The organism is Ruegeria hyattellae, from assembly GCF_041537925.1.
GTDB lineage: Bacteria > Pseudomonadota > Alphaproteobacteria > Rhodobacterales > Rhodobacteraceae > Ruegeria_C.
In genome coordinates this window covers 421,189-445,919 of record NZ_JBGOSH010000004.1, presented here as the reverse complement: position 1 = coordinate 445,919, position 24,731 = coordinate 421,189, and the positions used below count along the sequence as shown (strand labels likewise).

Sequence of the window (24,731 nt, the reverse complement as noted above, 5' to 3'; positions counted from 1 at the left end):
GTTCGGGCGCGCGGCCCTTTGCCGATCACCCTCTAGATCAGGCGCGTGCACCGCCCCCCCGCCCATTGTCAACTTTTTCACAGATAATCCCACCTCTGTCAGGTAAATTGTTTCCATTATAGGAGGGGAAAATTATGCCGAAACTGAATTCACCCGTCGGCGCGGGGAAAGGTGCCGTCAACGATCCCGGTGATGTGAAACTGGTTCAGAAACTGCTGGCGGCCCATGCCAAGGCCGTCGGCTACAAACCGCCACGAACATCGGGGCGGATTGACCAGATCACCATTACCGCGATCGGACATTTCCAGCATGAGGTGGTCAAAACGCGGGTTACCAGCCTGGTCGAGCCGGGTTCTAAAACCTTCAAGGCGCTGTCCGCCTCGCCCAAGAAAATCGAAAAGCAACAGATGGAGGCCAAGGGCCTGCCGCTCAAGGGCAAGGTCTATCAGGTCAAGTGGCGCGGCAAGACCTACAACTTCACCGAAGAGCATATGGATCACGCCATGAGTGCGATCTCAAAACGGCTTCATGTCGAGGTGATGCGCTTTATCGACACGCAATCGAACTACCACAGCGAATACATCGAAATGCGCAGCGGGCTGGTCGCGGCCATGGTCATGATGGTGACACCGGATGCCGATATCGAACGCCCCGCGAAATCGCTGAAAAAATCGCATTCCGAAATCATGAAGCTGACCTCGCTGGCCTATAGCAAGAACAAGAAAAGCCTGATGGCCGCCTTCAAGCAGATGACCAAGACCAAGATCGCGCTGAACGCGGTGGCGTTTGATCTGAACATCCTTGCCAAGGAACTGGGCCAGAGCGCCAAGATATGCGAAGAGATCGCCGTCGATCTGCGCGATGGGGCATTCGACATCGTACAGCTCATTCTGGTGACCAATGGCGTCAACCCGGCGGCTGCGGGTGCGGGAGTGGCGGCGACAAAATCCACCGTTCAAGAGATCGCAAACGGTGTCATCCTGAAGGGCCAGTGGGTCAAGGAAGGTGGTATCCTAGGTTCGTTCAAGCGGGTCAGTTTTGCCACCGTGGCGGGTGGGTTTTCCGGCTGGCTCGGCGGCAAGGTCGGCAAGCTGATCATGAACGGCGTCGGTACCAAACTGGCCGGGCGCATGGTCAACAATCGCTGGTTCGGACGGATGCTGACCAAGACCGCCTGGCGCTATGGCAGCAAGGAGATCGGGCGTATCGTCGGCCGCTTTCCGGGCATCACCCAGAAGATCGGCGCCGAAGTGGTGCTAGAGACGATGATCCGTATGGCGCATAAATTCATCACCGGCCCGGCCATTGTGAAGGCGCTGAAAAAACGCATGAACCTGCTGGAGGCGCTGATCACCGACGCCATGTCCAATGCCAAATCCGAAGCCCAGGTGATCGACGCGGTGGTGGTGCAAATGGACAAGAAAGGCCTGGCCGCTGAAATTGCCGAAGAGATCCTGAACGCAAATGCCCGCCAGATCGAAGCCGAGCTGGAAAAGGCCCTGAAACGGACCTCGACCGAGATGGCATGAGGGTGGGCTGGGCGCGTCTGAAATGCCGGGAGTGTGGATTTCCTGCTACTGCCGGACCAGCGCGCGTCTGGCCTGATCCTGCGCCCGCCAGTCCTGCAGCGCGTTGCGGATGCCCGCGGCCATGGTCGCGCGCCATTCCGCATCCATCAAGTTATGCAAATCGCGCGGCGAGGACAGGAACCCAATCTCGACCAGAACGGACGGAATGTCGGCGGCCTTGAGCACCGAGAACGAAGCCGATCGCAGCGGACGGTTGTTCATCGGTGCGCCTTGTGCGGCGATATTGTCGACCAGCGACCGCGCCAGCGCCTGCGCGCGGGGCTGGGTTTCCTGCCGCGCCAGATCCAGCAGAATGTCGGTTACCTCGTCATCGGTATTGCTCAGATCGACGCCGGACAGCAAATCGTCGCGGTCATGGCGTTCGGCCAGTTTGGCGCTGGCAATGTCCGATGCCTCGTCCGACAGCATGTGAACGGTGGCGCCGTGCGCCTGCCCTTCGGCCAGCGCGTCGGCATGCAGCGAGATGAAGATGTCCGCGCCCGCCTCATGCGCCAATGCGATTCGGCGTTCCAGTGAGACGAAGTAATCCGCATCCCGTGTCAGAGACACCTCAAACCCGCCGCTGCGCAGCAACAATTCGCGCAATTCGCGCGCAAAGGTCAGCATCAGGTGTTTCTCCACCACCTCTTCGGTTTCCGCCCCCGGATCGATGCCGCCATGGCCCGGGTCCAGCATCACGCGCAGCGGCGCGTCTGCCGCGCGCGGCGGCGGGCCGTCAAACTGTTCGGGTTCCGGCAGGTCCCAGCGCGGGTCACGTGGCACACCGGCAGCGGCGGCGAAATCCTCGGCACTTATCGGCGCGAGCCGGACCGCCAGATGCGCGCTACCGGTGACCGTGTCGACCTCTAGCCCGGCCTGCGTTACCGAGAACGGCTCGGCGAGCGCCAAAACCATGCGCGACCAGCCCGGCACATAAGTGCCGAACTTCACATCGGAAATCCGCGCGCTTTTGTTCAGGTCACCAGCATCGAGGCCGGACCAGTCCACCTCCTTGAAGTCCAGAACCAAGCGCGGCGGGGCGTCCAGTGTGAAAACCCGGTAGGGCACGCCCTGGCTTAGATGCAGATCGACATGCACCTTTCCGTTTGCATTAGAGACCAAGCTTCGCCCGGCATCGACGCGTGCCAGACCGCCGAAATCCTGCGCCCAAAGCGTCCCAACCAGCCCGAGGACCAGCGCTGCGATCATGAAAACTCTGCTCATTGCCTCCGGCCTTCTGTGCCGTTTCGTGTGATCATAGAGGAGCGCGGGGAGCAGGGAAAACACCTAACTGCGATCACGCATGAATTTGCGCAGGCGGTTCAACCCCTCTTCGATATCCGCCGACGCGCGCGCGTAGGAAAACCGCAAAGTCTGGTGACCACGCGCCGGGTCGAAATCCAGCCCCGGCGTCACCGCAACCCCTGCCTGTTCGAGGATTTTCGCAGCAAAGGCGCGGCTGTCATCGGTCAGTTCGGACACGTCGGCATAGACATAAAACGCCCCATCGGGTGGCGCGATATTGGTGAAGCCCGCCTCGGGCAGCCCCTCCAGCATCAGTTGCCGATTGCGGTGGTAGATTTCCACATTGGCCTGCAGTTCATCCTCGCAATCCATCGCCGCAAGGGCTGCCACCTGACTGGCATGTGGCGCGCAGATGAACATGTTCTGGGCCAGACGCTCGACCGTGCGGACGTGATCCTCGGGCACCACCATCCAGCCGACTCGCCAGCCGGTCATCGAGAAATACTTGGAAAACGAATTGATCACATAGACCTCATCGCTGATCTCAAGCGCGCTCACGGCTTTGGCTTCATGTTCCAGCCCGTGATAAATCTCGTCCGAGATGAACGACGCGCCCTGCCCCTGTGCCGCCGCGATCAACGCAGCCAGCGCCTCGCGGCCCAGCATGGTGCCCGTTGGATTGGCCGGAGAGGCCACCATCAGCCCGGCCAGATCAAGTCCGGTGAAATCATCCGCCACCGGTTGCAGCCGGTTTTCGGGTGCTGTGGGCAGGTCGACCGGCTGCAACCCCAGCGCCCGCAGAATCTGCCGATACGAAGGATAGCCCGGCGCGCCGATGCCGACGCGATCACCGCTGTCGAAGAGCGCGGTAAAGGCAAGCAGGAAACCACCTGAGGACCCGGATGTGACGATCACCCGATCGGGGTTCAGATCGACACCATACCAGTCGCCATACAGTCGCGCGATGCGCTGGCGCAGTTGGGGCAGACCCAGTGCAACCGTGTAACCCATGGCGTCGGATTTCATTCGGGTTTCAAGGGCCTGCAGCGCGCCTTTGGGCGCGCCGGTACCGGGCTGACCAACCTCCATATGGATGATGTGGCGCCCGGCCTCTTCGGCGCGGCGGGCGGCCTCCATCACGTCCATCACGATGAAGGGATCGACCCTGGACCGGGTTGAGTTTCTCATGCCCATCTCCCATGTTGCTGCCATGGCTTTTGATCGCGTATCCCGGCTGGCGTCAATCCCGGCTCTGGTGCTGAGCTGCCTGCTCTTCGTGATGTCCGTGATCCCGGCTGCGGCGGTGGGCCTGCTGCGCGACGCCGATATCGAGAACGGGCTGCGCGAACTGTCCTTTCCGATCCTGCGGGCGGCGGGACTGAACCCCCGGCGGGTCAAACTTCTGCTGGTCGATGATGGCAGATTCAACGCCTTTGTCCTCGACAATAACGCGATCTACATCAACTACGGCCTGATCCTGCAGGTCGAAAATGCCGAAATGCTGCAAGCGGTGATCGCGCATGAGGCCGCCCATATCGCCAATGGCCATATTGCCCGTCGGATGGGCAACATCCAAAATGCGCAGTCCAATGTCGCACTTGGTCTGCTGCTGGGTCTGGCAGTTGCCGTCGCGGGCAGCCCCGAGGCAGGCGTGGGGATCGCGGCGGGGTCGCGGACGTCATCGCTGCGCGGGTTTCTGAAACATACCCGGGCCGAGGAATCGGCCGCCGATCGCTCGGCGGTCAGTTTCCTGCGCGCGTCTGGCATCAGCCCCAGAGGAATGGTCCAACTGCACCGCAAGTTTATGGGGCAGGAAACCCTGAGCGAATCGCTTCAGGACCCCTATATGCGCTCGCACCCGCTGAACCGGGATCGGATGCGGGCGGCCGAGGCCTTTGTGACCGCCTATGGCGATCTATCCGAGCCGAACGCCAACGCCGATTACTGGTTCGCGCGGGTCAAGGGCAAGCTGTCGGCCTTCACGCGCAGCCCGAAATGGACGATGCGCCGGGCGCAGGCGGAACCCTATGCCGATATCCGCGCCATGCGCGAGGCCGCCGCCTATCACCGAAGCCAGAACCTGACCCAGGCACGCGCCGCGATCGACCGGGCGCTGAGCCTGAAACCGGATGATCCCTATTACCTGGAACTCAAGGGCCAGATCCTAATGGAGAACCGACGCACCGCGGAAGCGATGCAGACCTATGCCGCCGCCGCCGAGATCGCGCCCACCGAGCCGCTGATCCTCGCCGGATACGGCCGCTCGCTGCTGGCGCTGGATCGCCCGAAAGAGGCGCTGCCGGTGCTGGAACGCGCCCGCACCCGCGATTTCCGCGATGCGCGGATGATGCGCGATCTGGCGGTGGCCTATTCAAAGCTGGGCCAGAATGGTATGGCCTCGCTGGTGACCGCCGAACGGTATGCCCTGTCCGGCCGGATGGAGGATGCGGGCCTGCATGCCCAAAGGGCCGTTGGCCAACTGCCCACCGGTTCGCCCGGTTGGCAACGGGCCGAAGATGTGCTTCTTGCCGCCAAACGTGCTGAAAAACGAAAAAGGAAACGATGATGCTCCGCTTTGCCGCTCCGGTCCTGACCTCGCTGGCCCTGCTCACCGCCCCGGCGCATGCGCTGGATCTGTCCAATATGAGCGACGCGGACCGCGCCGCCTTCGGTGATCAGGTGCGCGCCTATCTACTGGAAAATCCCGAAATCATCGTCGAGGCGATCGAGGTTCTGGAGCAGCAGCAACAGCAAGCCACGGCCCTTGCGGATCAGGAACTTGTGCAGGCCAATGCCGATGCGCTGTTCAATGACGGCTACAGCTGGGTCGGCGGCAACCCCGAGGGCGACATCACGTTGGTGGAGTTCATGGATTACCGCTGCGGCTATTGCCGACGCGCCGTGCCCGAAGTGGCCAACCTGCTGGCCGAAGACGGAAATATCCGTCTGGTAATCAAGGAATTGCCGATCCTGGGCGAGGCCTCGGTTCTGTCCTCGCGCTTTGCGGTGGCGACCAAGCAGGTGGCGGGTGACGATGCCTACAAGCAGGTCCATGACGCGCTGCTGGAATTCGGCGGCGATGTCTCCGAGGTTACCTTGCGCCGTCTGTCGGACGGCCTGGGACTGGACAGCGATGCGATCCTCGCGGCAATGGACAGCGAGGCAGTAAGCGACGAGATCAGCAAGACGCGCGAGTTGGCGCAGAAACTGCAGATCTCGGGCACACCCTCCTTCGTGCTGGGCACCGAAATGCTGCGCGGATACCTGACCGCGGATCAGATGCAGCAGATCGCCGAAGGCGTGCGCGCTGAACAAGGCTAATATGTAGCAGCAACAACCTGTTGCCGCTCACGCCTCATGCATGAAGCAGATTATTCGGCGGCCTGATCCGCGGCCGCCTTTTCCGCGTCAAGCTGTGCTGCCTTGGCTTCGACCTGCTCGACAATATGCTCGATCATCTGGTCGTTCGACAGCTTGTGGCTCTGTTTACCCGCCAGATAGACCATGCCGGACCCCGCTCCGCCACCGGTAAAGCCCACATCGGTCATCAGAGCCTCACCCGGTCCGTTCACGACGCAGCCGATGATGCTGAGGCTCATGGGCGTCTTGATATGTTCCAGCCGCTTCTCCAGCGCCTCGACGGTCCTGATCACATCAAACCCCTGCCGTGCACAGGAGGGGCAGGAAATGATGTTCACGCCGCGATGGCGCAGGCCCAGCGATTTCAGGATCTCGAAACCGACCTTGACCTCTTCTACCGGATCGGCGGAGAGGCTGACGCGGATCGTGTCTCCGATCCCCATCCACAGCAGGTTGCCCAGACCGATGGCCGATTTGATGGTACCGCTTACCAGCCCGCCCGCCTCGGTGATGCCCAGATGGATCGGCGCGTCGGTGGCCTCGGCAATGCCTTGATAGGCAGCGGCAGACAGGAACACGTCGCTGGCTTTCACGCTGATCTTGAAATTGTGGAAATCGTTGTCTTCCAGGATGCGGATATGTTCCAGCCCGGATTCGACCATCGCCTCGGGGCATGGTTCGCCATATTTTTCCAGCAGGTGTCGTTCCAGACTGCCCGCATTCACCCCGATCCGGATCGAGCAATTGTGGTCGCGCGCGGCCCTGATGACCTCTTTGACGCGCGCCTCGTCGCCGATATTGCCCGGGTTGATCCGTAGGCAGGCCGCGCCCGCCTCGGCCGCTTCGATGCCGCGCTTGTAGTGGAAATGGATGTCGGCGACGATCGGGACCGTCACCTCTTTGACGATCTCTTTCAGCGCTTTCGACGAAGCCGCATCGGGCACCGAGATACGCACCAGATCCGCTCCCGCCTCTGCCGCGGCGTTTACCTGCGCCACCGTCGCCGCCACATCCGTGGTCAGTGTGTTGGTCATGGTCTGCACCGAGATCGGCGCATCACCGCCCACAGGCACATTGCCCACCATGATCTGACGGGATTTACGGCGGTATATATTGCGCCACGGGCGCACGTGATTGAGCGACATGGGGGTCCCTGTCTGCGGCTCTGTGTCTTTGCAAATACATAGGGCGATGCGCGGCGGCCCGCAACGGTCAGATCACTGCGCGGGCTGCGCCGTATCGTCCGGCAATGTCTGCGCCTCGGCCACGACGCGGGCCAGATCGCCATCCTGCTTGATATCGGCAACCTGGTAGCGCTCGTTCACCGCGTCGATGGACAGTGGCACATTCTTGGTTACGACGCCCTTGTCACCGACCGGACCATAATGTGCGCCGTTCACCACGAAATAGACCGCACCGGATTCGCCCGCGCGCAGTTTCGGCGGCTCTTCGGTCAGCGGAACTTCATAGATCTCGCCCGGCTCCATGATCTTTTCGTAGATATGGGTACCATCCGCCGCCGTCACTCGCACCCAGGAGGGGCGGACCGCGATCATCTTCAGGCTGGGCGCTGCGTCTTCGACCACTTGCGGGACCGACGGGATCTGCGGCCCGATCAATTCTTCCTTGCGCTGATAGTCGGCAATCTGCACTTCGGGCAATTCTGGCGGACGGAAACTGCCGACATTACGCGGATCGAGGGTCGAGATCGGCGCATCGCGCGAGACCAAAACTGGCACATCCAACGCCTGCGGGCGATAGAGCCGGTCCAGTGCATCCGCTGTTGGCGCACCATCTTCGACACTCGGCTCATCGGTGGCCAGCGCTCCTTCGAGCGGGTCGAGATCGGCCAGCACCACCGGCGCCTGTTCCACCGGTGCCAGTTGCACCTGCTGCACCTGCTTGAGCACGGTCCAGCCGCCATATCCGATGCCCGAGATCAGCGCGACCAGCACGATCAGCGAACCGATGGCACGCGGTTCTATATGTGAAAAGACAGAATCGCCGCCGGGTATGAATGGCGTGTTGGGCGACATGAACGGGTCATGCCCAGTTGACCCCTTGGCAATGACCTCGGAGCCGGATTTTCTGATGACCGAGGCCTGCGCCGACATGCCATGCGCGACCTCGAACCCACTTTCCGCGCAGAACGAGGCGAAGGTCTCATCCGGGTCCATGCCGAGATAACGCGCATAAGAACGCACATACCCGGCGATGAAGCCGGGCGTGTCAAAGGCAGAGGGATCGGAGTTTTCGATGGCGGCGATATAGTTGGCCTTGATCCGCAACTCGCGTTGCACATCCAGCAGCGATTTGCCCATCGTGGCGCGTTCGCCGCGCATGGTATCACCCAGACGCAACTCAAAGTCGTCAAACCCTTTGGGTCTCACGACGTCCGACTCCTCGGATTCTATACGTTGGGATCTACGCCCAATCATTCCTGCCGCCCCGTTTTGCCTGCCGCGAGTGTAAGCAGTGCATGGAATCGCCCCAATGCGATTCGTTCACGCTTATTGTTAACTCAACTGTAACACGCAGCTATGGGATTTGCATACTCAACGAAGAGCTTATCCGGCAAGTTCGGCGCGATTTAGCGCACAATGTGACCATAATTGGTCCATCGCGTGCACCAATGCGTTCATTTCGTCGGGACCATGAACGGGGGATGGGGTAAAGCGCAGCCGTTCGGTTCCACGTGGGACCGTCGGGAAATTGATCGGCTGAACATAGATGCCGTGTTCTTCCAGCAGCATATCGCTCAACTTCTTGGTGTGAACCGGATTTCCGACCATGACCGGAACAATATGCGATCCGTGATCAATAAGCGGCAGTCCCAACCCTTTCAGGCGCAGTTTGAGGATTTTGGCTTGGGTCTGATGCTGTTCGCGCAGTTCCGGCGCGCGCTTGAGGAATGCAACCGAGGCCGCAGCCCCTGCCGCAACCGCCGGTGGCAGCGATGTAGTGAAGATGAAGCCCGGCGCGTAAGACCGGATGGCGTCACACATTTTGTCCGATGCCGCAATATAGCCGCCCATCACGCCATAGGCCTTGGCTAGCGTACCGTTGATGATGTCGATCCGGTGCGCCAGACGGTCACGCTCGGTCACGCCACCGCCGCGTGGGCCGTACATGCCCACCGCGTGGACCTCGTCGATATATGTCAGCGCGCCAAACTCATCGGCCAGGTCGCAAAGCGCTTCGATCGGGCCGAAATCGCCATCCATCGAATAGACCGATTCAAAAGCGATCAGTTTGGGCGCGTTCGGGTCATCCGCCTCGAGCAGCTCACGCAGATGCGCCACGTCATTGTGACGGAAGATGCGCTTGGCCCCGCCATTGCGGCGCACGCCTTCGATCATTGAAGCATGGTTCAGTGCGTCGGAATAGATGATGAGACCGGGAAACAGCTTGGGCAGTGTGCTGAGCGTCGCGTCATTGGCGATATAGGCCGAAGTAAACAGTAGCGCCGATTCTTTACCATGCAGATCGGCCAGTTCAGCCTCAAGTTGCTTGTGATAGACCGTGGTGCCCGAGATGTTGCGAGTGCCGCCCGAGCCCGCACCTGCGGCGTCGACCGCCTCGTGCATCGCGTTCAGGACAACCGGGTTCTGGCCCATGCCAAGGTAGTCGTTGCCACACCAGACCGTGATGTTCTGCTGGGTGCCATCGGGACGAGTCCAGACCGCGTGTGGGAAATGACCGTTGCGGCGCTCAATGTCGATGAACGTCCGGTACCGGCCTTCTTCATGCAGACGCGCAATGGCGGTATCAAGCTGTGCGGTATAGTCCAACATGCTTCTCCTTGGCTTCCGCCCCGACCTGGATCGAAGCGACGGTCCGGCGACCGCTTTTGCGTTAGAGGTGGATACAACCCATACCCCGTTCAATCAATAGATTAGACAGGGGCGTCATGTCGCATCTTTGACTTCAATCAAGTCTAGCTGGACAGCCCTCTCCACCATGATACGGTCCAACGCAGAAAATCACAAAATCTTTCGGAGTTCACGAATGTCTCTTGCTGATGTGCTGGCACGAATCGACAGCGACCTGCCTGCGGCCACAGACCGCCTGATGGAGTTGCTGCACATCCCGTCTATCTCAACAGATCCGGCCTATGCCGCAAACTGCGATCAGGCGGCGGACTGGCTGGTGCGCGATCTGCAGAGCAACGGCATTCAGGCCGAAAAACGTGCCACGCCGGGCCATCCGATGGTGGTGGGCCATGTCGGCGAGACCGGCCCGCATCTGCTGTTTTACGGCCATTACGACGTGCAGCCGGTCGACCCGCTTGAGCTGTGGCAGCGCGCGCCGTTCGATCCAGACCTGCACGAGACCGAGAATGGCACCATCATTCGCGGTCGCGGATCCTCGGATGACAAGGGCCAGTTGATGACCTTTGTCGAGGCCTGCCGGGCCTGGAGGGCCGTGCATGGCGACCTGCCCTGCCGCATCACCTTCTTTTTTGAAGGGGAAGAGGAAAGCGGCTCGCCCTCGCTGGTGCCGTTCCTCGAGGCCCACAAGGACGAGCTGACGGCCGATCTGGCGCTGGTCTGCGACACCTCGATGGTGTCGCGCGGGGTACCCTCGATCGCGGCGCAGCTGCGTGGTATGCTGAAGGACGAGTTTACCATCATCGGCCCCCGCATTGACCTACATTCGGGCCATTATGGCGGCCCCGGCCTGAACCCTCTGCGCGAAATCTCTCGCATCATCGCCTCGTTCCACGACGCTGAAACCGGGCGGGTCGCCGTCGAGGGGTTCTATGAGGGCGTGCATGAGGTGCCCGCCGATCAGCTGCGCCAATGGCAGAATTGCGGATTTGACGAGGCTGACTACCTGAATTCGGTGGGCTACAGCCAGCCGCATGGCGAAAAGGGCTATTCGACGCTGGAACAGCAATGGGCGCGTCCGACGCTTGAAATCAACGGCATCTGGGGCGGCTATAACGGCGCCGGGTCCAAGACGGTCATCCCTTCCGAGGCGCATTGCAAGCTGACCTGCCGATTGGTGGGCGACATGGATCCGGATGCGCTACGCCGCAACATACGCAAACATGTGGAGGATCAGCTGTCGCCCGACGCCAAGGTGGTCTGGGACAATGATCTGGAAGGCTCGCGCGCCTCGGTCATGAATATCTCTCGCCCGGAATTCGAGGCCGCGCGCGGGGCGCTTTCCGATGAATGGGATCGCGAGGCGGTGTTCACCGGCATGGGCGGCTCGATCCCCGTTGTGGGGTTCTTCAAGGACATCCTTGGGATGGATGCGATGCTGATCGGCTATGCCAACGAGGATGACGCGATCCATTCACCGAACGAGAAATACGACCTCAAGAGCTTTCACAAGGGCATCCGGTCCTGGGCACGGGTGCTGGATGCGCTGACCTAAAGCGTTTCAACATTTCACTGTGATACTCAGCATCATTTTTTGCGCTCGATCGAAGGGAGAGGCCGCGCACAAGCGGTTCAAAGTAAAATCGAGACGTCAAGATCGCGATTATTCCGGGATCAGGCGTTCGATCACCGAGCGCTGAAACGCATCTAGAAACGACTGATCTGCGGGGGGTGGAGAGGCCGCCCGCAGGCTGGCCTTGAGGTCGCGCATCAGGCCGCTGTCACGTTCGGTCACGATACCGGCGATCTGCGCACCGCGCTCTGCCGCCAGCCGCTCACCCACCACATCCACCAGCCCGATCGCAAGAGCTTCGTCTGCATTCAGTACTGGCGATTCGAGCAGAAATTGCAGAGCCCCACCATAGCCCAGCCGCGCTGGAAGTCGTTTGGTGGCGCCACCGCCCGGCATGGCGTCATAGGCCAGGTGCCCATCGGTGATCATCGCCCCTGCCCCGGCAACTATCAGATCGCAGGCCAAAGCCAATTCCAGACCTCCCAACCTGCATTCGCCGTCAACGCAGGCGATCGTCACCTGCCGCAACGCCGCCAACCGGTCCAGCACCAGCCCCATGCGCCGCACGGCGGCAGTGAATGTGGCGCGGTCCTTAAAGCAGTGCTCAAGCATCTCCGCGTCCAGCCCAGTTGAGAAAACACTCTCGTGACCGCAGACCATCAGACAACTGATTTGAGCGTCAGGCGCTTCCAGCGTGGTCAGCGCCACTTCCATGTCGGCCATCGTGGCGGCGTCGATCCCGTTTGCCTGCTCTGGGCGATCGAGCGTCCAGATCATCAGATGATCATCACACTTTATTTCCATGGTCATCTGTCCCCGGATAGGCGAAAGACCCAAGTCTAGCTGGTCGAACATTCCCGCCGCAAATCATGCCTGCGCACGGCGCATCAGGGATCATGCGAAAAATCCAGCATGACGCCTTCATTCTTGCCGTGATCCGACTGGCCGGGCGAGTCATAATCATCCTGATCATCCTGCCAGCTTTTGGTCTCGTCCCGCCAATGGGTCGGCAGCTCTTTCTTGGTGACGTTGTCGGCTTTAAGATCGGTCTCGAAGGTCTTGACGCATTTCAGGAAAATCTTGTGGTGGTTGTCCTCATGCGCCTTGAGCTTCTTCCACATGGTATCCCATGTGCCTTTCTGCCCCTTGTTGCCTTTCGAGTAATTCTTCCACTTCGGCATGGTGATCACCGGCTTGGCTGTCACGGTGATGGTCTTGATATGGCCGTCCAGTTGATAGGTCGCAGATTTCTTCTGGTTCGACCGGTAACGCCCCCAGAACTTGCGTTTGTTGAGCGCGTTGAAGACCTGTTCGATGGTCTTGCCGCCGACCGAGTAGATCACCAGTTTGGGCTTTGAGATCGCCTGCTTGACCTCGGGCGGATCGGGCGGAATATCCGCCAGTTCGACGCCTTGCTTGTAGCCGCCCAGCTGCTTGTTGTCATAGTCGCTGGCCGCCTTTTCAATCGCTTCCTTGGCTTTCTTCTGCTCTTTGATAAACCCCGCCTTGTCGAGGCCGTCCTTGCCTTCCAGATCCTTCACCACCTTCACCAGCGCCTCGAGCGACAGCGCGTAGAGCTTGCGCAGATACTTCTCCAGTGCGATCACCATGCGGTTCCATTCCGCCTGACGATTCTTGGTGCTTTTGGAGAGTTCCTTCCACTTCGGAATCTCCGTCACCGGTTTGAGCGCGATGGTGATCTCGGTCACCTTCTTGGACTTGTCATATTTGGGCACGAGCGAGACGTTCGGTCGGTACGCGCCCCATGTGTCGCGCTTGTCGAGGATCGTGGTCAGCGCATCCAGATCATTGCCGGAAATGTTGAAAATCTTCTTTCTGGGCTTCTGGTTCTTGGTCTTGATCTTGGTTGGCATGTTCGGTCTCCCCCTCGCGGGCCGAAATAGACCCGCAGGGCACCTTACCACGTTCCCGAACGGGTCAACTGCGAACTGGATTACCGAATGAAAGGGAAAATGGCGCGGTTGACGGGGCTCGAACCCGCGACCTCCGGCGTGACAGGCCGGCACTCTAACCAACTGAGCTACAACCGCGCATCGTTTTCGTGGACCGCTTGTCCCGGGTCCGGGGATGACAGCAGTGGCGCGGTTGACGGGGCTCGAACCCGCGACCTCCGGCGTGACAGGCCGGCACTCTAACCAACTGAGCTACAACCGCCCGCTGTCTTGCCCGGTCGCCCGAGCGTTTGCGTGTATTATGGGCAGCACGGTGCAGCGTCAAGCACGCATTCGTACTTTTTTCGGATCGGTCTTACGAATTCGCAACCCGGTCCCGGTCCGCCACGCAATCACCGCTCCGGCAGGGGCGTGAACTCGGCATCGTCGCCCGGTGGCAGGCGGAATCGCCCATGCGCCCAGTCGCCTGCGCGCCACGCCTCTTTGGCGGCGTCGATGCGGTCCTGTGACGAGGCCACGAAATTCCACCAGATAAACCGCGGCCCGCTGAACGTCGCCCCTCCCAGCATCAACAGCCGCGCGCCTTGCGGGCCGGCTTTCAGGCTCAGGCGGTCGCCGGGGCGAAAGACAATCATCCGGCCAGCCTCGAAGACTTGGCCGGCGACGCTCACGTCGCCTTCGACCACATAAACCCCGCGATCCTCGTGATTGTCGGGCAGCGGGATGGCTGAATGCGCCTCAAGCAGCGCGTCAACATAGAACATCTCGAAGGGCGTGGTGGCCGGTGCGCGTGCGCCCCAGGCATCCCCGAGGATCAGGCGCACTTGCTTGCCCTCGCCCTCCAACAGCGGCAGCGTGTCGGCAGGCGTGTGTTCGAACGAGGCCGGGTCATCCTCGTTCGCGTCTGGCAGGGCCAGCCAGGTCTGGATGCCGAACATTTCCATCGGGCTTTGCCGGGCCTCACCATCGGTGCGCTCGGAATGGGTGACGCCGTTTCCGGCAATCATCAGGTTCACCGAACCGGGCGTGATCCACTGATCGATCCCCATCGAATCGCGGTGATGCAGGCGGCCCTTGTAGAGATAGGTGACCGTGGCCAGACCGATATGCGGGTGCGGGCGCACATCGACCCCTTGCCCGGTCAGGAACTCGACCGGACCCATCTGGTCAAAAAAGATGAATGGGCCGACCATCTGCCGCCTTGGCGCGGGCAGCGCGCGGCGCACTTCAAAGCCGCCCAGATCGCGGGCGCGCGGGACGATAACGGTTTCAATGGCGTCCACCGCATCCCCTGTCGGGATGGCAGTGTCGAGGGCGGGGTTCCAACTCATGGCCTGGCTCCGTTTCTGTCGCTCCGGGATCGGGACATTACCGCATGCGAACCGCCGCGCGGCAAGCCCGCGCCCGCATCGCCCCACTCGACCAGAGGGCAACAATCTGGCTAAGCTGCAAAAAGTTCAGAAGGTCCAACCCGTTCGGTCAAGGTCCAACGAACAGCCAGAGGCGGCGAACCCGTCGCACGCGGAGCACCAAAGGAGGACGCGGATGCAGCAGGACTTCACGCTGGGCATCGAAGAGGAATATCTGCTGGTCGACAAGGACAGCTGCGCGCTGGCCACAGCGCCCGAGGCGCTGATGGCCGCCTGTCAGGCCGAGTTCGAAGGTCAGGTCAGTCCCGAATTCCTGCAATGCCAGATCGAGGTCGGCACCCGCCCCCATGTCACCATCGCCAGCGCCCGCGACGACCTGAAACGCCTGCGTGCCTGCGTGTCGATGCACGCGGCCCAGCACAATCTGGCCCCTATCGCCGTCTCCTGCCATCCGTTTGCCAATTGGAAGGACCAGCCACACACCCGCAAGGACCGCTATGACGCGCTGCAACACGCTTTGGGCGGCGTGGCGCGGCGGATGCTGATCTGCGGCATGCATGTCCATATCGGCGTGGCCGACGAGGCCTTGCGTGCAGACCTGATGCCGCAGCTGAGCTATTTCCTGCCGCATCTGCTGGCGCTTTCCACATCCTCGCCCTTCTGGAACGGCGAGGATACCGGGCTGGCCTCATACCGGCTGACCGTATTCGACAACCTGCCCCGCACCGGTCTGCCACCCAAGTTCGAAAGCTGGTCGGAATATGAGCGCGCAACCGGCACCCTGATCGAGATGGGCGTGATCGAGGACACCACCAAGATCTGGTGGGACCTGCGCCCCTCGCACCGCTTTCCAACGCTCGAGACGCGGATCATGGATGTGCAGCCCCGGCTGGAGCACACTCTGGCGCTGGCCGCGCTCAATCAGGCGCTGATCCGCATGCTATGTCGGCTGAAATCGCGCAATCTGCGCTGGCGCACCTATGACCGGTTCCTGATCGGTGAAAACCGCTGGCGGGCGCAGCGCTACGGGGTCAGCGAGGGGATGATCGATTTCGGCGACCGCTCGATCAAACAGATGAGCCTGCTGGTCGATGAGTTGATGGGCATGCTGGCCGAGGACGCCGAAGCGCTGGGAACCCTGAGCGACCTGGCCCGCCTGCGCCGCATCGCCGAAAGCGGAACCTCGTCCACCCGCCAGCGCCGCGTCCATGCCGAAGCCAGCGCGCGCGGCGACGATCCGGGGCAAGCGGTGGTCAAACATCTGATCGAAGAATTTCACGCCGATCTGTAGCGGCGCCCCGGCCTGCCCCAAGCGCATATGCCATTATCAGGCACGGCAAACGGCGCAGGCTTTGCATTCCTGCAAAGGTAATTTGCGGGATTGTCGCTTGAACAAGCGGGGCGACGCCCGTATTAATTTAACACCCGTTCATTTTCGAACCATGCCGGTGGAGGAGACCCCATGGATTTCGCCCTGACCGAGGAACAGAGCGCTATTTTTGACATGGCCCATGCCTTCGGGCAGGAGCAGATCGCGCCTTTTGCCCGTAAGTGGGAGGCTGACGGCACCATCCCCAAGGATCTCTGGCCTCAGGTCGGTGCCTTGGGGTTCGGCGGGCTTTATGTGTCCGAGGACGGTGGCGGCTCCGGGCTCGGGCGGCTGGATGCGACGCTTGTATTTGAGGCGCTGTCGATGGCCTGCCCCTCGGTCGCGGCCTTCCTGTCGATCCACAACATGTGCGCCAAGATGTTGGACATGTTCGGTGATGACGCGCTGAAAGAGCGGATCATGCCCGATGTGCTCAGCCTGAACACCGTGCTCAGCTATTGCCTGACCGAGCCCGGCTCCGGTTCAGATGCCGCCGCGCTGAAAACCCGCGCCGAACGTACGAATGAGGGCTATACGCTGAACGGCACCAAGGCGTTCATCTCGGGCGGTGGCTATTCCGATGCCTATGTCTGCATGGTGCGCACCGGTCAGGACGGCCCCAAAGGCATTTCGACCGTCTATGTCGAGGATGGCACGCCCGGCCTCAGCTTTGGCGCGCTGGAAAAGAAAATGGGATGGTTGAGCCAGCCCACCGCGCAGGTGCAGTTCGACGATTGCAAGATCCCGGCGGGCAATCTGGTCGGCCATGAGGGAGATGGGTTCAAATACGCCATGATGGGGCTGGATGGCGGGCGGCTGAACATATCGGCCTGCTCACTGGGTGCCGCGCAGACCGCGCTGAACATGACCCTGCAATACATGTCCGAGCGCAAGGCGTTTGGCCAAAGCATCGACCAGTTCCAGGGCCTGCAATTCCGCCTGGCGGATATGGAGATCGAGTTGCAGGCCGCCCGCACCTTCCTGCGACAGGCGGCGTGGAAGCTGGACACCGGCGCACCCGATGCCACCAAGTTCTGCGCCATGGCCAAGAAGTTCGTCACCGAGACCGGCTCCAAGGTGGTCGATCAATGCCTGCAACTGCATGGCGGCTATGGCTATCTGGCCGATTACGGGATCGAAAAGCTTGTGCGCGACCTGCGGGTGCATCAGATATTGGAAGGCACCAACGAGATCATGCGGGTGATCGTGGCCCGCTACATGCTCGCCAATCGCTGAGGGATCATGGCCGATATCGACATCCGCACCACCGGTCGCGCGGGCCGGATCACCCTGACCCGGCCGCAGGCGCTGAATGCGATCACCTATGACATGTGCCTCGGGATAGACACCGCGATGCGCAACTGGCGCGAGGATGATGCTGTCGATCTGGTGATCCTCGATGCCGAGGGCGACAAGGCCTTCTGCGCGGGCGGCGACATCGCCGAGCTGTATGACACCGGCACCAAAGGCGACTACCACTATGGCCGCCGCTTCTGGCGCGATGAATACCGGCTGAACGCACTGATTTTTGAGTATCCCAAGCCCGTGGTCAGCTTCCTGCAAGGCTTCACCATGGGCGGCGGGGTCGGCATCGGCTGCCACGGCTCGCATCGGGTGGTCTGTGACAGCTCGCGCATCGCCATGCCCGAGGTGGGCATCGGGCTGGTCCCGGATGTGGGCGGCTCGCTGATGCTGGCACTGGCACCGGGGCGGCTGGGCGAATACCTCGCGACAACGGCGCATCGCATGGGGCCGGATGACGCCATTCTGGCCGGGTTTGCCGACCACTACATCCCGCGCGCGCAGTGGGCTGACCTGATTGAAATGCTCGAAAGCTCCGGCAGTGCAGAGCACATCGAAACCCATGCGCGCCCTGCCCCCATCGGCGAGCTTCGCGGTCAGGAGCCCGAGATCGACCGCCTCTTCGATGGCGAAACGCTGGGCGACATCCTGAACGCGCTGCGGGCGAACGGCACGGAATTCTCGCAGAAAAGGCTCGCAACACTCCGGCGCCACTCGCCGCTGGCCATGGCCTGCGCGGTCGAGATGCTGCACCGGCTGCGCGGACCCTCCGTTAGCATCCGCAAGGCGTTGGAACTGGAATACCGCTTCACCGCCCGCGCGATGGAACATGGCGATTTCCTGGAAGGCATCCGCGCCCAGATCATCGACAAGGACCGCAACCCGCAATGGCAATACCCGGACATGACCGTTCCGGCGGTTGCCGTGTCCCGCATGCTGCAACCCTTGCAGCAAGAGGGTCTGACATTCGAGGAGGAGACGACATGAGGATCGGATTTATCGGCCTGGGCAATATGGGTGCACCGATGGCGGCCAATCTGGCAAAGGCGGGGCATCAACTGCACGGGTTCGATACCGCAGCGGTTGAGGTCGACGGACTCACCATGTTCGAAACCGCAAGGGATGCGATTGCGGGGGCCGAGGTGGTGATCACCATGCTTCCCAATGGCGCGATCCTGCGGTCGGTCGCAGATGATATCCTGCCGGTGATGGAGCCGGGCGCCGCTCTGGTCGATTGTTCCACTGTCGATGTGGACAGCGCCCGCACGGTCGCCGCACAGGCCGAACAGGCCGGGCTGCTCTTTGTCGATGCGCCGGTCTCGGGTGGTGTCGGCGGTGCCAGCGCCGGAACGCTGACCTTTATGGCGGGCGGTTCGGACGATGCCTTTGCCAAGGCCGCACCGCTGTTCGACATCATGGGACAAAAGGCGGTGCATTGCGGCGCGGCGGGTGCAGGCCAGGCGGCCAAGATTTGCAACAACATGATCCTAGGCGTCACCATGATCGCCACCTGCGAGGCCTTTGCTCTGGCCGACAAGCTGGGTCTCGACCGGCAAAAGATGTTCGACGTGGTAAGCACGTCATCTGGCTATAGCTGGACGATGAACGCCTATTGCCCCGCGCCCGGTGTGGGCCCGCAATCGCCTTCGGACAATGACTACCAGCCCGGATTTGCCGCTGAACTGATGCTCAAGGACCTGCGCCTGAGCCAGCAGGCCGCCGAAAGCGCCGATGCGGACACGCCGATGGGGCTGCTGGCCGAACGGCTCTACGCGCAATTCGTCGAGACCGAAGACGGCAAGGGACGTGATTTCTCGGCCATGCTGCCCCGGTTCGAGCGGCGTCGGCGCGAATGACCTGCGCAACGCGCCTGCGCTTCAGAATTTGACGTTGCAGCTTTCGAAGAAAGCGCGGATCTCATCGGTCAGGAATCCCTTGCCGGTCGCGACCTGGACAAGTTCAAACGCACATCCGTTGTTGACCTCGACGACAACCGGTCCACTGTCCGTAAGCGCGATATCCGTCGACCCAAAGCGGTTTGCACCGTGAACCAGTGCAACGGTTTCGTTCACCTCTCGCAACGCTGTCCAGTCAGGCAGGCATTCCCCCATCAGGATGCGTTCGGAATTTGGCAAACCCTCGTGACGCTGCAAAACCCCGTTGCTTTGGGTTACAATCGAACAGATTTCACCGGTGTCAGGCTTGAGTTCGCAAAGCACATTCCCCGAGCGCCAGAAATTGTCTGCGACATTTCCCGACATCGGCAACTTGAGCAAGGTGAAGGGAACCGACAACCCGTCATTGCCGATGAGATTCAAACAGCGAACGGTTGCCGTGCTTTCAGTGATACCATCAAAGAAAGAATGCGGCTTTAGACAGGATTGCAGCAGATAGGTCTGCTCGCCAAAAACCTCATCGCACATCTGCGCGTAAGTCATAGGGTCCTGCCCGTCGATCAGGACATGAGTGTCGGTACACCCCGAAATCCGGAACGCACCGGCGCTCCACATTCCATCCATGTTTTTTGCAAATAGCGGAAACTCGGAACAGGTTAAGAAAAACGCCCTGATATCGTCAGCGCTGGTCAGTTTCGCAAGCTTGGGATAAAGGCGGTTGCCGCGATCGAAGATCGCGACATTCTGAGGCACTGCCACACCGCATTGGCTCAACAGGGCCGACGAAATCCACTTGTCCTCGCTGACGGACCACCATTTTATGTCGTTGCACTGATTGACCAATGGCCAATGGATGTGGGCGGACAGAAACCGTTTCCGATCAGCGTCGTTCCATTTCGCCAGATCATACAAGCCATATTGCAGATATTCCCGGAATTTGAGCTTTCCCGGCCCCCGCCGCAGCTTGAGATAATCCAAACCGATGGCGATCGGGTTCCTGCCGGAACTCTTGGCTGCGGCAGCCAGATTCTGCGTCAAATCAATCTGACCCTTGGCCTCGATCAATTGAATATCTTTCGCATAGGCAGACATAACGGCACCCTCAGACACTAATTGTTTCTGAATTTGAATCCTGCCTGCAGCAGAAATTGGACAACAATGGGGCGCATATGTGGTTCTTGGAGAAATGGTCAGGGCCAGAACCCTACTCTGCCGCGACGCGTTCCGGGTTGAGCATTTGCTTCAGATAATGACCGGTATGACTGCACCCCACTTCGACCACTTGTTCCGGGGTGCCGGTGGCCACGATCTCACCCCCGCCATCGCCGCCTTCGGGGCCGATATCGATGATCCAGTCGGCAGTTTTAATGACGTCGAGATTGTGCTCGATCACCACCACCGTATTGCCCTGGTCGACCAGTTCATGCAGCACTTCCAACAGTTTGCGGACATCCTCGAAATGCAGGCCCGTAGTCGGTTCATCCAGAATATAGAGCGTGCGACCGGTTGAGCGTTTGCTGAGCTCCTTCGACAGCTTCACCCGCTGCGCCTCGCCCCCCGACAGGGTCGTGGCCTGCTGGCCGACCTTGATATAGCCCAAGCCCACGCGGGCCAGCGCATCCATCTTGTCACGGATCGAGGGCACCGCCTTGAAAAAGTCCTGCGCATCTTCCACCGTCATATCTAGCACATCGGCGATGCTCTTGCCCTTGAACTTGATCTCCAAGGTTTCGCGGTTATAGCGCGCGCCCTTGCAGGTCTCGCAGGTCACATAAACGTCGGGCAGGAAGTGCATTTCGATCTTGATGACGCCGTCGCCTTGACAGGCCTCGCAGCGCCCACCCTTGACGTTGAAACTGAACCGGCCGGGCTTGTAGCCGCGCGTCTTGGCCTCGGGCAGACCGGCGAACCAGTCGCGGATGGGGGTGAAGGCCCCGGTGTAAGTCGCTGGATTCGAACGTGGAGTCCGCCCGATGGGCCGTTGATCGATATCGATCACCTTGTCCAGATGCTCCAGCCCCTTGATGGTCTCGCAGGGCGCGGGCGTCTGACGCGCGCCGTTCAGCCTCATCGAAGCAGTCTTGAACAGAGTCTCGATCGTCAGGGTCGACTTGCCGCCGCCAGATACGCCGCTGACACAGACAAACTTGGCCAGCGGAAATTCGGCAGTAACGCTTTTAAGGTTGTTGCCGGTGGCATTGACCACCTTGACCTTTTTCTTGTTGCCCTTGCGCCGCTCGACGGGCACCGCGATCTCGCGAGTGCCGGACAGGTATTGCCCGGTAATCGAGCTTGCATCACCAGCAACCACATCCGGCGTGCCGTGGCTGACCACCTGCCCGCCATGCACCCCGGCACCGGGACCGATGTCAAAGACATAATCCGCCGCGCGAATGGCCTCTTCGTCATGTTCGACCACGATCACCGTATTGCCCTGATCGCGCAGGTTCTTGAGTGTGCCAAGCAGCCGGTCATTGTCACGCTGATGCAGCCCAATAGACGGCTCGTCCAGCACATAGAGCACCCCGGTCAGGCCAGAGCCGATCTGCGAGGCCAATCTGATCCGCTGGCTCTCGCCGCCGGAAAGTGTTCCACTTGAACGTGACAGCGTAAGGTATTCCAATCCCACGTTATTCAGGAACCCTAGGCGCTCACGAATCTCTTTGACGATGGCGCGCGCGATCTCCTGTTTCTGGAGGCTCAGGTGGTTCGGAACATCCTCGATCCAAGCCAGCGCCTGACGGATCGACATCTGCACCACCTGCCCCACATGCAGGTTGGCGATACGCACCGCCAGCGCCTCGGGGCGCAGGCGGTAGCCCTCGCAAGTGCCGCAGGGACGGTTGTTCTGGTAACGCTCGAATTCTTCGCGAATCCAGTTCGAATCCGTCTCGCGGTAGCGACGTTCCATATTGGGGATCACCCCTTCGAACACCCGCGTGACCTGGTAGACCCGCCCGCCCTCGTCATAGCGGAACGGGATTTCCTCATCGCCCGAACCATAGAGAAAGACCTGCTGCACATGGGCTGGCAGGTCCTTCCATTTCGCGTTCTTATCGAACTCGTAATGCCGCGCAATGGCCTCAATGGTCTGCAGGAAATAGGGCGACTTCCCCTTACGCCAGGGCGCCAGAGCACCGTCATAGACCTTGAGCCCCTGATCCGGAACCACGAGGCGTTCGTCAAAGAACAGTTCCACCCCCAACCCGTCGCAATCAGGACAGGCCCCGAAGGGTGCATTGAAGGAAAAGAGCCGCGGCTCGATCTCGGGTATGGTGAAACCGCTGACCGGACAGGCGAAGTTCTCCGAAAAGGTGATCCGTTCAGGGTCGCCTTCTTTCGGGGCCGTCTCAAGCACCGCAATCCCGTCAGCCAGATCGAGCGCGGTGCGCAGGCTGTCGGCCAGCCTTGTCTCCATTCCCTCACGGACCACCAGACGATCCACAACCACGTCGATATCGTGGCGAAACTTCTTGTCCAGCGTGGGCGGTTCGTCCAACTCGTAGAACTCGCCATCCACCTTGACCCGCTGAAAGCCCTGCTTGCGCAGCTCCAGGAACTCCTTTTTGTACTCACCCTTGCGGTCGCGCACGATGGGGGCCAGCAGATAGCCGCGCGTGCCCTCCTCCATGGTCATGATCCGGTCGACCATATCCTGCACCTGCTGCGCCTCGATAGGCAGTCCGGTGGCGGGGCTGTAGGGCGTGCCGGCGCGGGCAAACAGCAGCCGCATATAGTCGTAGATCTCGGTCACGGTGCCCACGGTGGAGCGTGGGTTCTTCGAGGTGGTTTTTTGCTCGATCGAGATCGCCGGGGACAGACCACTGATATGGTCCACATCCGGTTTCTCCATCATATCAAGGAATTGGCGTGCATAGGCGCTGAGGGATTCGACATAGCGCCGCTGCCCTTCGGCGTAGATCGTGTCAAACGCCAGCGAGGATTTCCCCGAGCCAGAAAGCCCGGTGATCACCACAAACTGATCGCGCGGGATATCCACGTCGATGCTTTTGAGATTGTGCTCGCGCGCGCCGCGCACCTCGATGTTTTTCAGCTCAGCCATAATGCCCTCGGTTCACCGGTTAACACATAGTGAACCGCGTCCGAGTCTCCAACAAAAAAATAGGAACGTTACAAGAACATTACCCAGCGGCACGCAGGCGCGCCAACAATAGATGCACCAACAGGCCGGACAGGAACAGCAAGGTGACCGCGCCCGCCATGGCCGAATAGCTCGAGAGCGCCAGCAAGGCCACCATCAGCGGCGTGCCGATGCCATTGCCCAGATTGCCGGTCTGCGCCAGTGCGCCCTGCGCATAGGCCCGGTCGACCACGGTGCTGTTAAGTTGCGGGATAGCGGCAAAGCTGGCGCCCTGGATCAACCCCATCGAGGCCGCCAGAACCAGACAGGCAGCAGGATCGCCGGGCATCGACCAGAGCCAGATCATGCTCAATGCGCTCAATCCAAAGCCCAGCTGCACTACCTGTACAGCCTGTATGTATCGCAACAGCAGCACGCCGATGCTCATCGACGACACAATACTGGCCAGAGGCATCGCGCCCACAACGAAGCCGCGCCATTCCGGGACGATGAAAGGCGGGATCACGGTCAGGATCGACACGAAACACGCGGTGTAGAACAGCCAACCGGCGGCAGGCGCGCTCATCCAGGGTGAGCGGTAGATGATCAGGTGCAACTTCGGAAGCTCGGAGATCTGAGGCAAGGGCTGGCGCGGCAAGGCGGGCACGCTGCGCAACGCCAGATGCAGGATCACCGCCAGCGCGGCCATGATCAGGCTATGAGCGGCAAACAGGCTCAACACCCCGAAGCGGTCAACCAGCGGCAGCCCGAGCCATGCCAGCACCGTGAAGGATACGCCAAAGAACGTCCCCCAAAGCGTCATGGCCGCCCCTCGGTGCCGTTCGCTGCTGATCTGCGCGATCAGCGTGGGGGCGGCCACCACCAGCCCCAGATGCGACAGGCCTTCGATTGCGCGGGTCAACAGAAACAGCCCGAAAGACAGGTCCAGCGCCTGCAGACCGGACATCGCCGCCCCGATCCACAGCGCTCCGACAAGCGCGCGACGGAACCCGATGGCAGCCACCACTGCCCCGGTCACAATGCCAAAGACGATGCCCAGAACCGCGACCATCGACACGGTGAAGCCCAGCCAATGGCCGACGCCGGGGTAAAGCGCCTCCATCCGGTAGAAAACCACGCTGATCTTGCCATATTGCGCGGCGGCCCCCAGCCCCGCGACCCAGATCAGCAGGATCAGGCCCCAGCGGGTTCTCTCACTCGTCAT

At 61.0% G+C, this 24,731-nt stretch carries 19 protein-coding genes and 2 tRNA genes; 8 read left to right on the top strand and 13 right to left on the bottom strand.

Annotated features, from left to right (window positions below):
- Positions 1-134: 134 nt before the first annotated feature.
- A complete protein-coding gene (locus AB1E33_RS12985) occupies positions 135-1,529 on the top strand; it encodes a hypothetical protein (protein ID WP_372577698.1) in 1,395 nt (464 codons plus the stop codon).
- A 45-nt stretch (positions 1,530-1,574) separates the two neighbouring features.
- Here AB1E33_RS12985 and AB1E33_RS12980 read toward each other — a convergent pair whose 3' ends face one another.
- Together AB1E33_RS12980 and AB1E33_RS12975 are read right to left on the bottom strand one after the other, a co-directional pair.
- Positions 1,575-2,792, bottom strand: a complete 1,218-nt coding sequence (locus AB1E33_RS12980; protein WP_372577697.1) for an N-acetylmuramoyl-L-alanine amidase — start codon at positions 2,790-2,792, stop codon at positions 1,575-1,577.
- A gap of 63 nt (positions 2,793-2,855) precedes the next feature.
- A complete protein-coding gene (locus AB1E33_RS12975; protein WP_372577696.1) occupies positions 2,856-4,001 on the bottom strand; it encodes a pyridoxal phosphate-dependent aminotransferase in 1,146 nt (381 codons plus the stop codon).
- Between AB1E33_RS12975 and AB1E33_RS12970 the strand changes: the two genes are divergently transcribed.
- Positions 4,000-5,379: a M48 family metalloprotease gene (locus AB1E33_RS12970; RefSeq protein ID WP_372577695.1), complete on the top strand. Its 1,380-nt coding sequence runs from the start codon at positions 4,000-4,002 to the stop codon at positions 5,377-5,379. The two genes, AB1E33_RS12975 and AB1E33_RS12970, sit on opposite strands and share 2 nt — an antisense overlap.
- On the top strand, positions 5,376-6,134 hold the full coding sequence (locus AB1E33_RS12965) for a DsbA family protein (RefSeq protein WP_372577694.1): 759 nt from the start codon (positions 5,376-5,378) through the stop codon (positions 6,132-6,134). The genes AB1E33_RS12970 and AB1E33_RS12965 overlap by 4 nt, the downstream gene beginning before the upstream one ends.
- A gap of 50 nt (positions 6,135-6,184) precedes the next feature.
- On the opposite strand, the gene ispG is transcribed toward AB1E33_RS12965, so the two are convergent.
- The 3 genes from ispG to hemA form a co-directional block, all read right to left on the bottom strand.
- A complete protein-coding gene (gene ispG / locus AB1E33_RS12960; protein ID WP_372577693.1) occupies positions 6,185-7,318 on the bottom strand; it encodes a flavodoxin-dependent (E)-4-hydroxy-3-methylbut-2-enyl-diphosphate synthase in 1,134 nt (377 codons plus the stop codon).
- A gap of 72 nt (positions 7,319-7,390) precedes the next feature.
- On the bottom strand, positions 7,391-8,611 hold the full coding sequence (locus tag AB1E33_RS12955; protein WP_372577692.1) for a helix-turn-helix domain-containing protein: 1,221 nt from the start codon (positions 8,609-8,611) through the stop codon (positions 7,391-7,393).
- A 129-nt stretch (positions 8,612-8,740) separates the two neighbouring features.
- Complete coding sequence (gene hemA / locus AB1E33_RS12950) at positions 8,741-9,964, bottom strand: 5-aminolevulinate synthase (RefSeq protein ID WP_372577770.1); 1,224 nt, start codon at positions 9,962-9,964, stop codon at positions 8,741-8,743.
- A 217-nt stretch (positions 9,965-10,181) separates the two neighbouring features.
- Between hemA and AB1E33_RS12945 the strand changes: the two genes are divergently transcribed.
- The gene (locus AB1E33_RS12945; RefSeq protein WP_372577691.1) at positions 10,182-11,558 is read left to right on the top strand and encodes a M20/M25/M40 family metallo-hydrolase; all 1,377 of its coding nucleotides are present in this window, start codon (positions 10,182-10,184) and stop codon (positions 11,556-11,558) included.
- A 108-nt stretch (positions 11,559-11,666) separates the two neighbouring features.
- On the opposite strand, the gene AB1E33_RS12940 is transcribed toward AB1E33_RS12945, so the two are convergent.
- The 5 genes from AB1E33_RS12940 to AB1E33_RS12920 form a co-directional block, all read right to left on the bottom strand.
- Entirely contained in the window at positions 11,667-12,353 is a 687-nt protein-coding gene (locus AB1E33_RS12940; protein ID WP_372577690.1) for an enoyl-CoA hydratase/isomerase family protein, read from the bottom strand.
- Positions 12,354-12,463: 110 nt separating this feature from the next.
- Positions 12,464-13,450 (bottom strand): DUF922 domain-containing protein, encoded by a 987-nt coding sequence (locus AB1E33_RS12935; RefSeq protein WP_372577689.1) that lies wholly within the window; start codon positions 13,448-13,450, stop codon positions 12,464-12,466.
- A gap of 100 nt (positions 13,451-13,550) precedes the next feature.
- Positions 13,551-13,627, bottom strand: a tRNA-Asp gene (locus AB1E33_RS12930).
- Positions 13,628-13,674: 47 nt separating this feature from the next.
- A tRNA-Asp gene (locus AB1E33_RS12925) sits at positions 13,675-13,751 on the bottom strand.
- A 130-nt stretch (positions 13,752-13,881) separates the two neighbouring features.
- Positions 13,882-14,820: a pirin family protein gene (locus AB1E33_RS12920; protein ID WP_372577688.1), complete on the bottom strand. Its 939-nt coding sequence runs from the start codon at positions 14,818-14,820 to the stop codon at positions 13,882-13,884.
- A gap of 214 nt (positions 14,821-15,034) precedes the next feature.
- Here AB1E33_RS12920 and AB1E33_RS12915 point away from each other — a divergent pair, with 214 nt between their 5' ends.
- From AB1E33_RS12915 to mmsB, 4 genes are all read left to right on the top strand, one after another.
- Complete coding sequence (locus AB1E33_RS12915) at positions 15,035-16,150, top strand: carboxylate-amine ligase (RefSeq protein ID WP_372577687.1); 1,116 nt, start codon at positions 15,035-15,037, stop codon at positions 16,148-16,150.
- A gap of 171 nt (positions 16,151-16,321) precedes the next feature.
- The gene (locus tag AB1E33_RS12910) at positions 16,322-17,464 is read left to right on the top strand and encodes an acyl-CoA dehydrogenase family protein (protein WP_372577686.1); all 1,143 of its coding nucleotides are present in this window, start codon (positions 16,322-16,324) and stop codon (positions 17,462-17,464) included.
- 6 nt (positions 17,465-17,470) lie between these two features.
- Complete coding sequence (locus tag AB1E33_RS12905) at positions 17,471-18,517, top strand: enoyl-CoA hydratase/isomerase family protein (protein WP_372577685.1); 1,047 nt, start codon at positions 17,471-17,473, stop codon at positions 18,515-18,517.
- Complete coding sequence (mmsB, locus tag AB1E33_RS12900; RefSeq protein ID WP_372577684.1) at positions 18,514-19,386, top strand: 3-hydroxyisobutyrate dehydrogenase; 873 nt, start codon at positions 18,514-18,516, stop codon at positions 19,384-19,386. Before AB1E33_RS12905 ends, mmsB begins: the two co-directional genes overlap by 4 nt.
- Before the next feature lie 21 nt (positions 19,387-19,407).
- On the opposite strand, the gene AB1E33_RS12895 is transcribed toward mmsB, so the two are convergent.
- From AB1E33_RS12895 to AB1E33_RS12885, 3 genes are all read right to left on the bottom strand, one after another.
- Entirely contained in the window at positions 19,408-20,517 is a 1,110-nt protein-coding gene (locus AB1E33_RS12895; RefSeq protein ID WP_372577683.1) for a sugar-transfer associated ATP-grasp domain-containing protein, read from the bottom strand.
- 112 nt (positions 20,518-20,629) lie between these two features.
- Positions 20,630-23,488 (bottom strand): excinuclease ABC subunit UvrA, encoded by a 2,859-nt coding sequence (gene uvrA / locus AB1E33_RS12890; protein ID WP_372577682.1) that lies wholly within the window; start codon positions 23,486-23,488, stop codon positions 20,630-20,632.
- Positions 23,489-23,567: 79 nt separating this feature from the next.
- Positions 23,568-24,731 carry an MFS transporter gene (locus AB1E33_RS12885; protein ID WP_372577681.1) on the bottom strand — a complete coding sequence of 388 codons (1,164 nt, stop codon included), beginning with the start codon at positions 24,729-24,731 and terminating at the stop codon, positions 23,568-23,570.

Excerpts from the sequence above, each read along its gene's own strand:
- AB1E33_RS12905 (WP_372577685.1), top strand. The coding sequence starts at position 17,471 with ATGGCCGATATCGACATCCGCACCACCGGTCGCGCGGGCCGGATCACC.
- ispG (WP_372577693.1), bottom strand. The coding sequence starts at position 7,318 with ATGTCGCTCAATCACGTGCGCCCGTGGCGCAATATATACCGCCGTAAA.
- AB1E33_RS12985 (WP_372577698.1), top strand. The coding sequence starts at position 135 with ATGCCGAAACTGAATTCACCCGTCGGCGCGGGGAAAGGTGCCGTCAAC.
- AB1E33_RS12895 (WP_372577683.1), bottom strand. The coding sequence starts at position 20,517 with ATGTCTGCCTATGCGAAAGATATTCAATTGATCGAGGCCAAGGGTCAG.
- AB1E33_RS12955 (WP_372577692.1), bottom strand. The coding sequence starts at position 8,611 with ATGATTGGGCGTAGATCCCAACGTATAGAATCCGAGGAGTCGGACGTC.
- AB1E33_RS12975 (WP_372577696.1), bottom strand. The coding sequence starts at position 4,001 with ATGAGAAACTCAACCCGGTCCAGGGTCGATCCCTTCATCGTGATGGAC.
- AB1E33_RS12920 (WP_372577688.1), bottom strand. The coding sequence starts at position 14,820 with ATGAGTTGGAACCCCGCCCTCGACACTGCCATCCCGACAGGGGATGCG.
- mmsB (WP_372577684.1), top strand. The coding sequence starts at position 18,514 with ATGAGGATCGGATTTATCGGCCTGGGCAATATGGGTGCACCGATGGCG.
- AB1E33_RS12940 (WP_372577690.1), bottom strand. The coding sequence starts at position 12,353 with ATGATCTGGACGCTCGATCGCCCAGAGCAGGCAAACGGGATCGACGCC.
- AB1E33_RS12980 (WP_372577697.1), bottom strand. The coding sequence starts at position 2,792 with ATGAGCAGAGTTTTCATGATCGCAGCGCTGGTCCTCGGGCTGGTTGGG.
- AB1E33_RS12935 (WP_372577689.1), bottom strand. The coding sequence starts at position 13,450 with ATGCCAACCAAGATCAAGACCAAGAACCAGAAGCCCAGAAAGAAGATT.
- AB1E33_RS12915 (WP_372577687.1), top strand. The coding sequence starts at position 15,035 with ATGCAGCAGGACTTCACGCTGGGCATCGAAGAGGAATATCTGCTGGTC.
- AB1E33_RS12970 (WP_372577695.1), top strand. The coding sequence starts at position 4,000 with ATGCCCATCTCCCATGTTGCTGCCATGGCTTTTGATCGCGTATCCCGG.
- AB1E33_RS12965 (WP_372577694.1), top strand. The coding sequence starts at position 5,376 with ATGATGCTCCGCTTTGCCGCTCCGGTCCTGACCTCGCTGGCCCTGCTC.
- AB1E33_RS12910 (WP_372577686.1), top strand. The coding sequence starts at position 16,322 with ATGGATTTCGCCCTGACCGAGGAACAGAGCGCTATTTTTGACATGGCC.
- AB1E33_RS12885 (WP_372577681.1), bottom strand. The coding sequence starts at position 24,731 with ATGACGAGTGAGAGAACCCGCTGGGGCCTGATCCTGCTGATCTGGGTC.
- AB1E33_RS12945 (WP_372577691.1), top strand. The coding sequence starts at position 10,182 with ATGTCTCTTGCTGATGTGCTGGCACGAATCGACAGCGACCTGCCTGCG.
- uvrA (WP_372577682.1), bottom strand. The coding sequence starts at position 23,488 with ATGGCTGAGCTGAAAAACATCGAGGTGCGCGGCGCGCGCGAGCACAAT.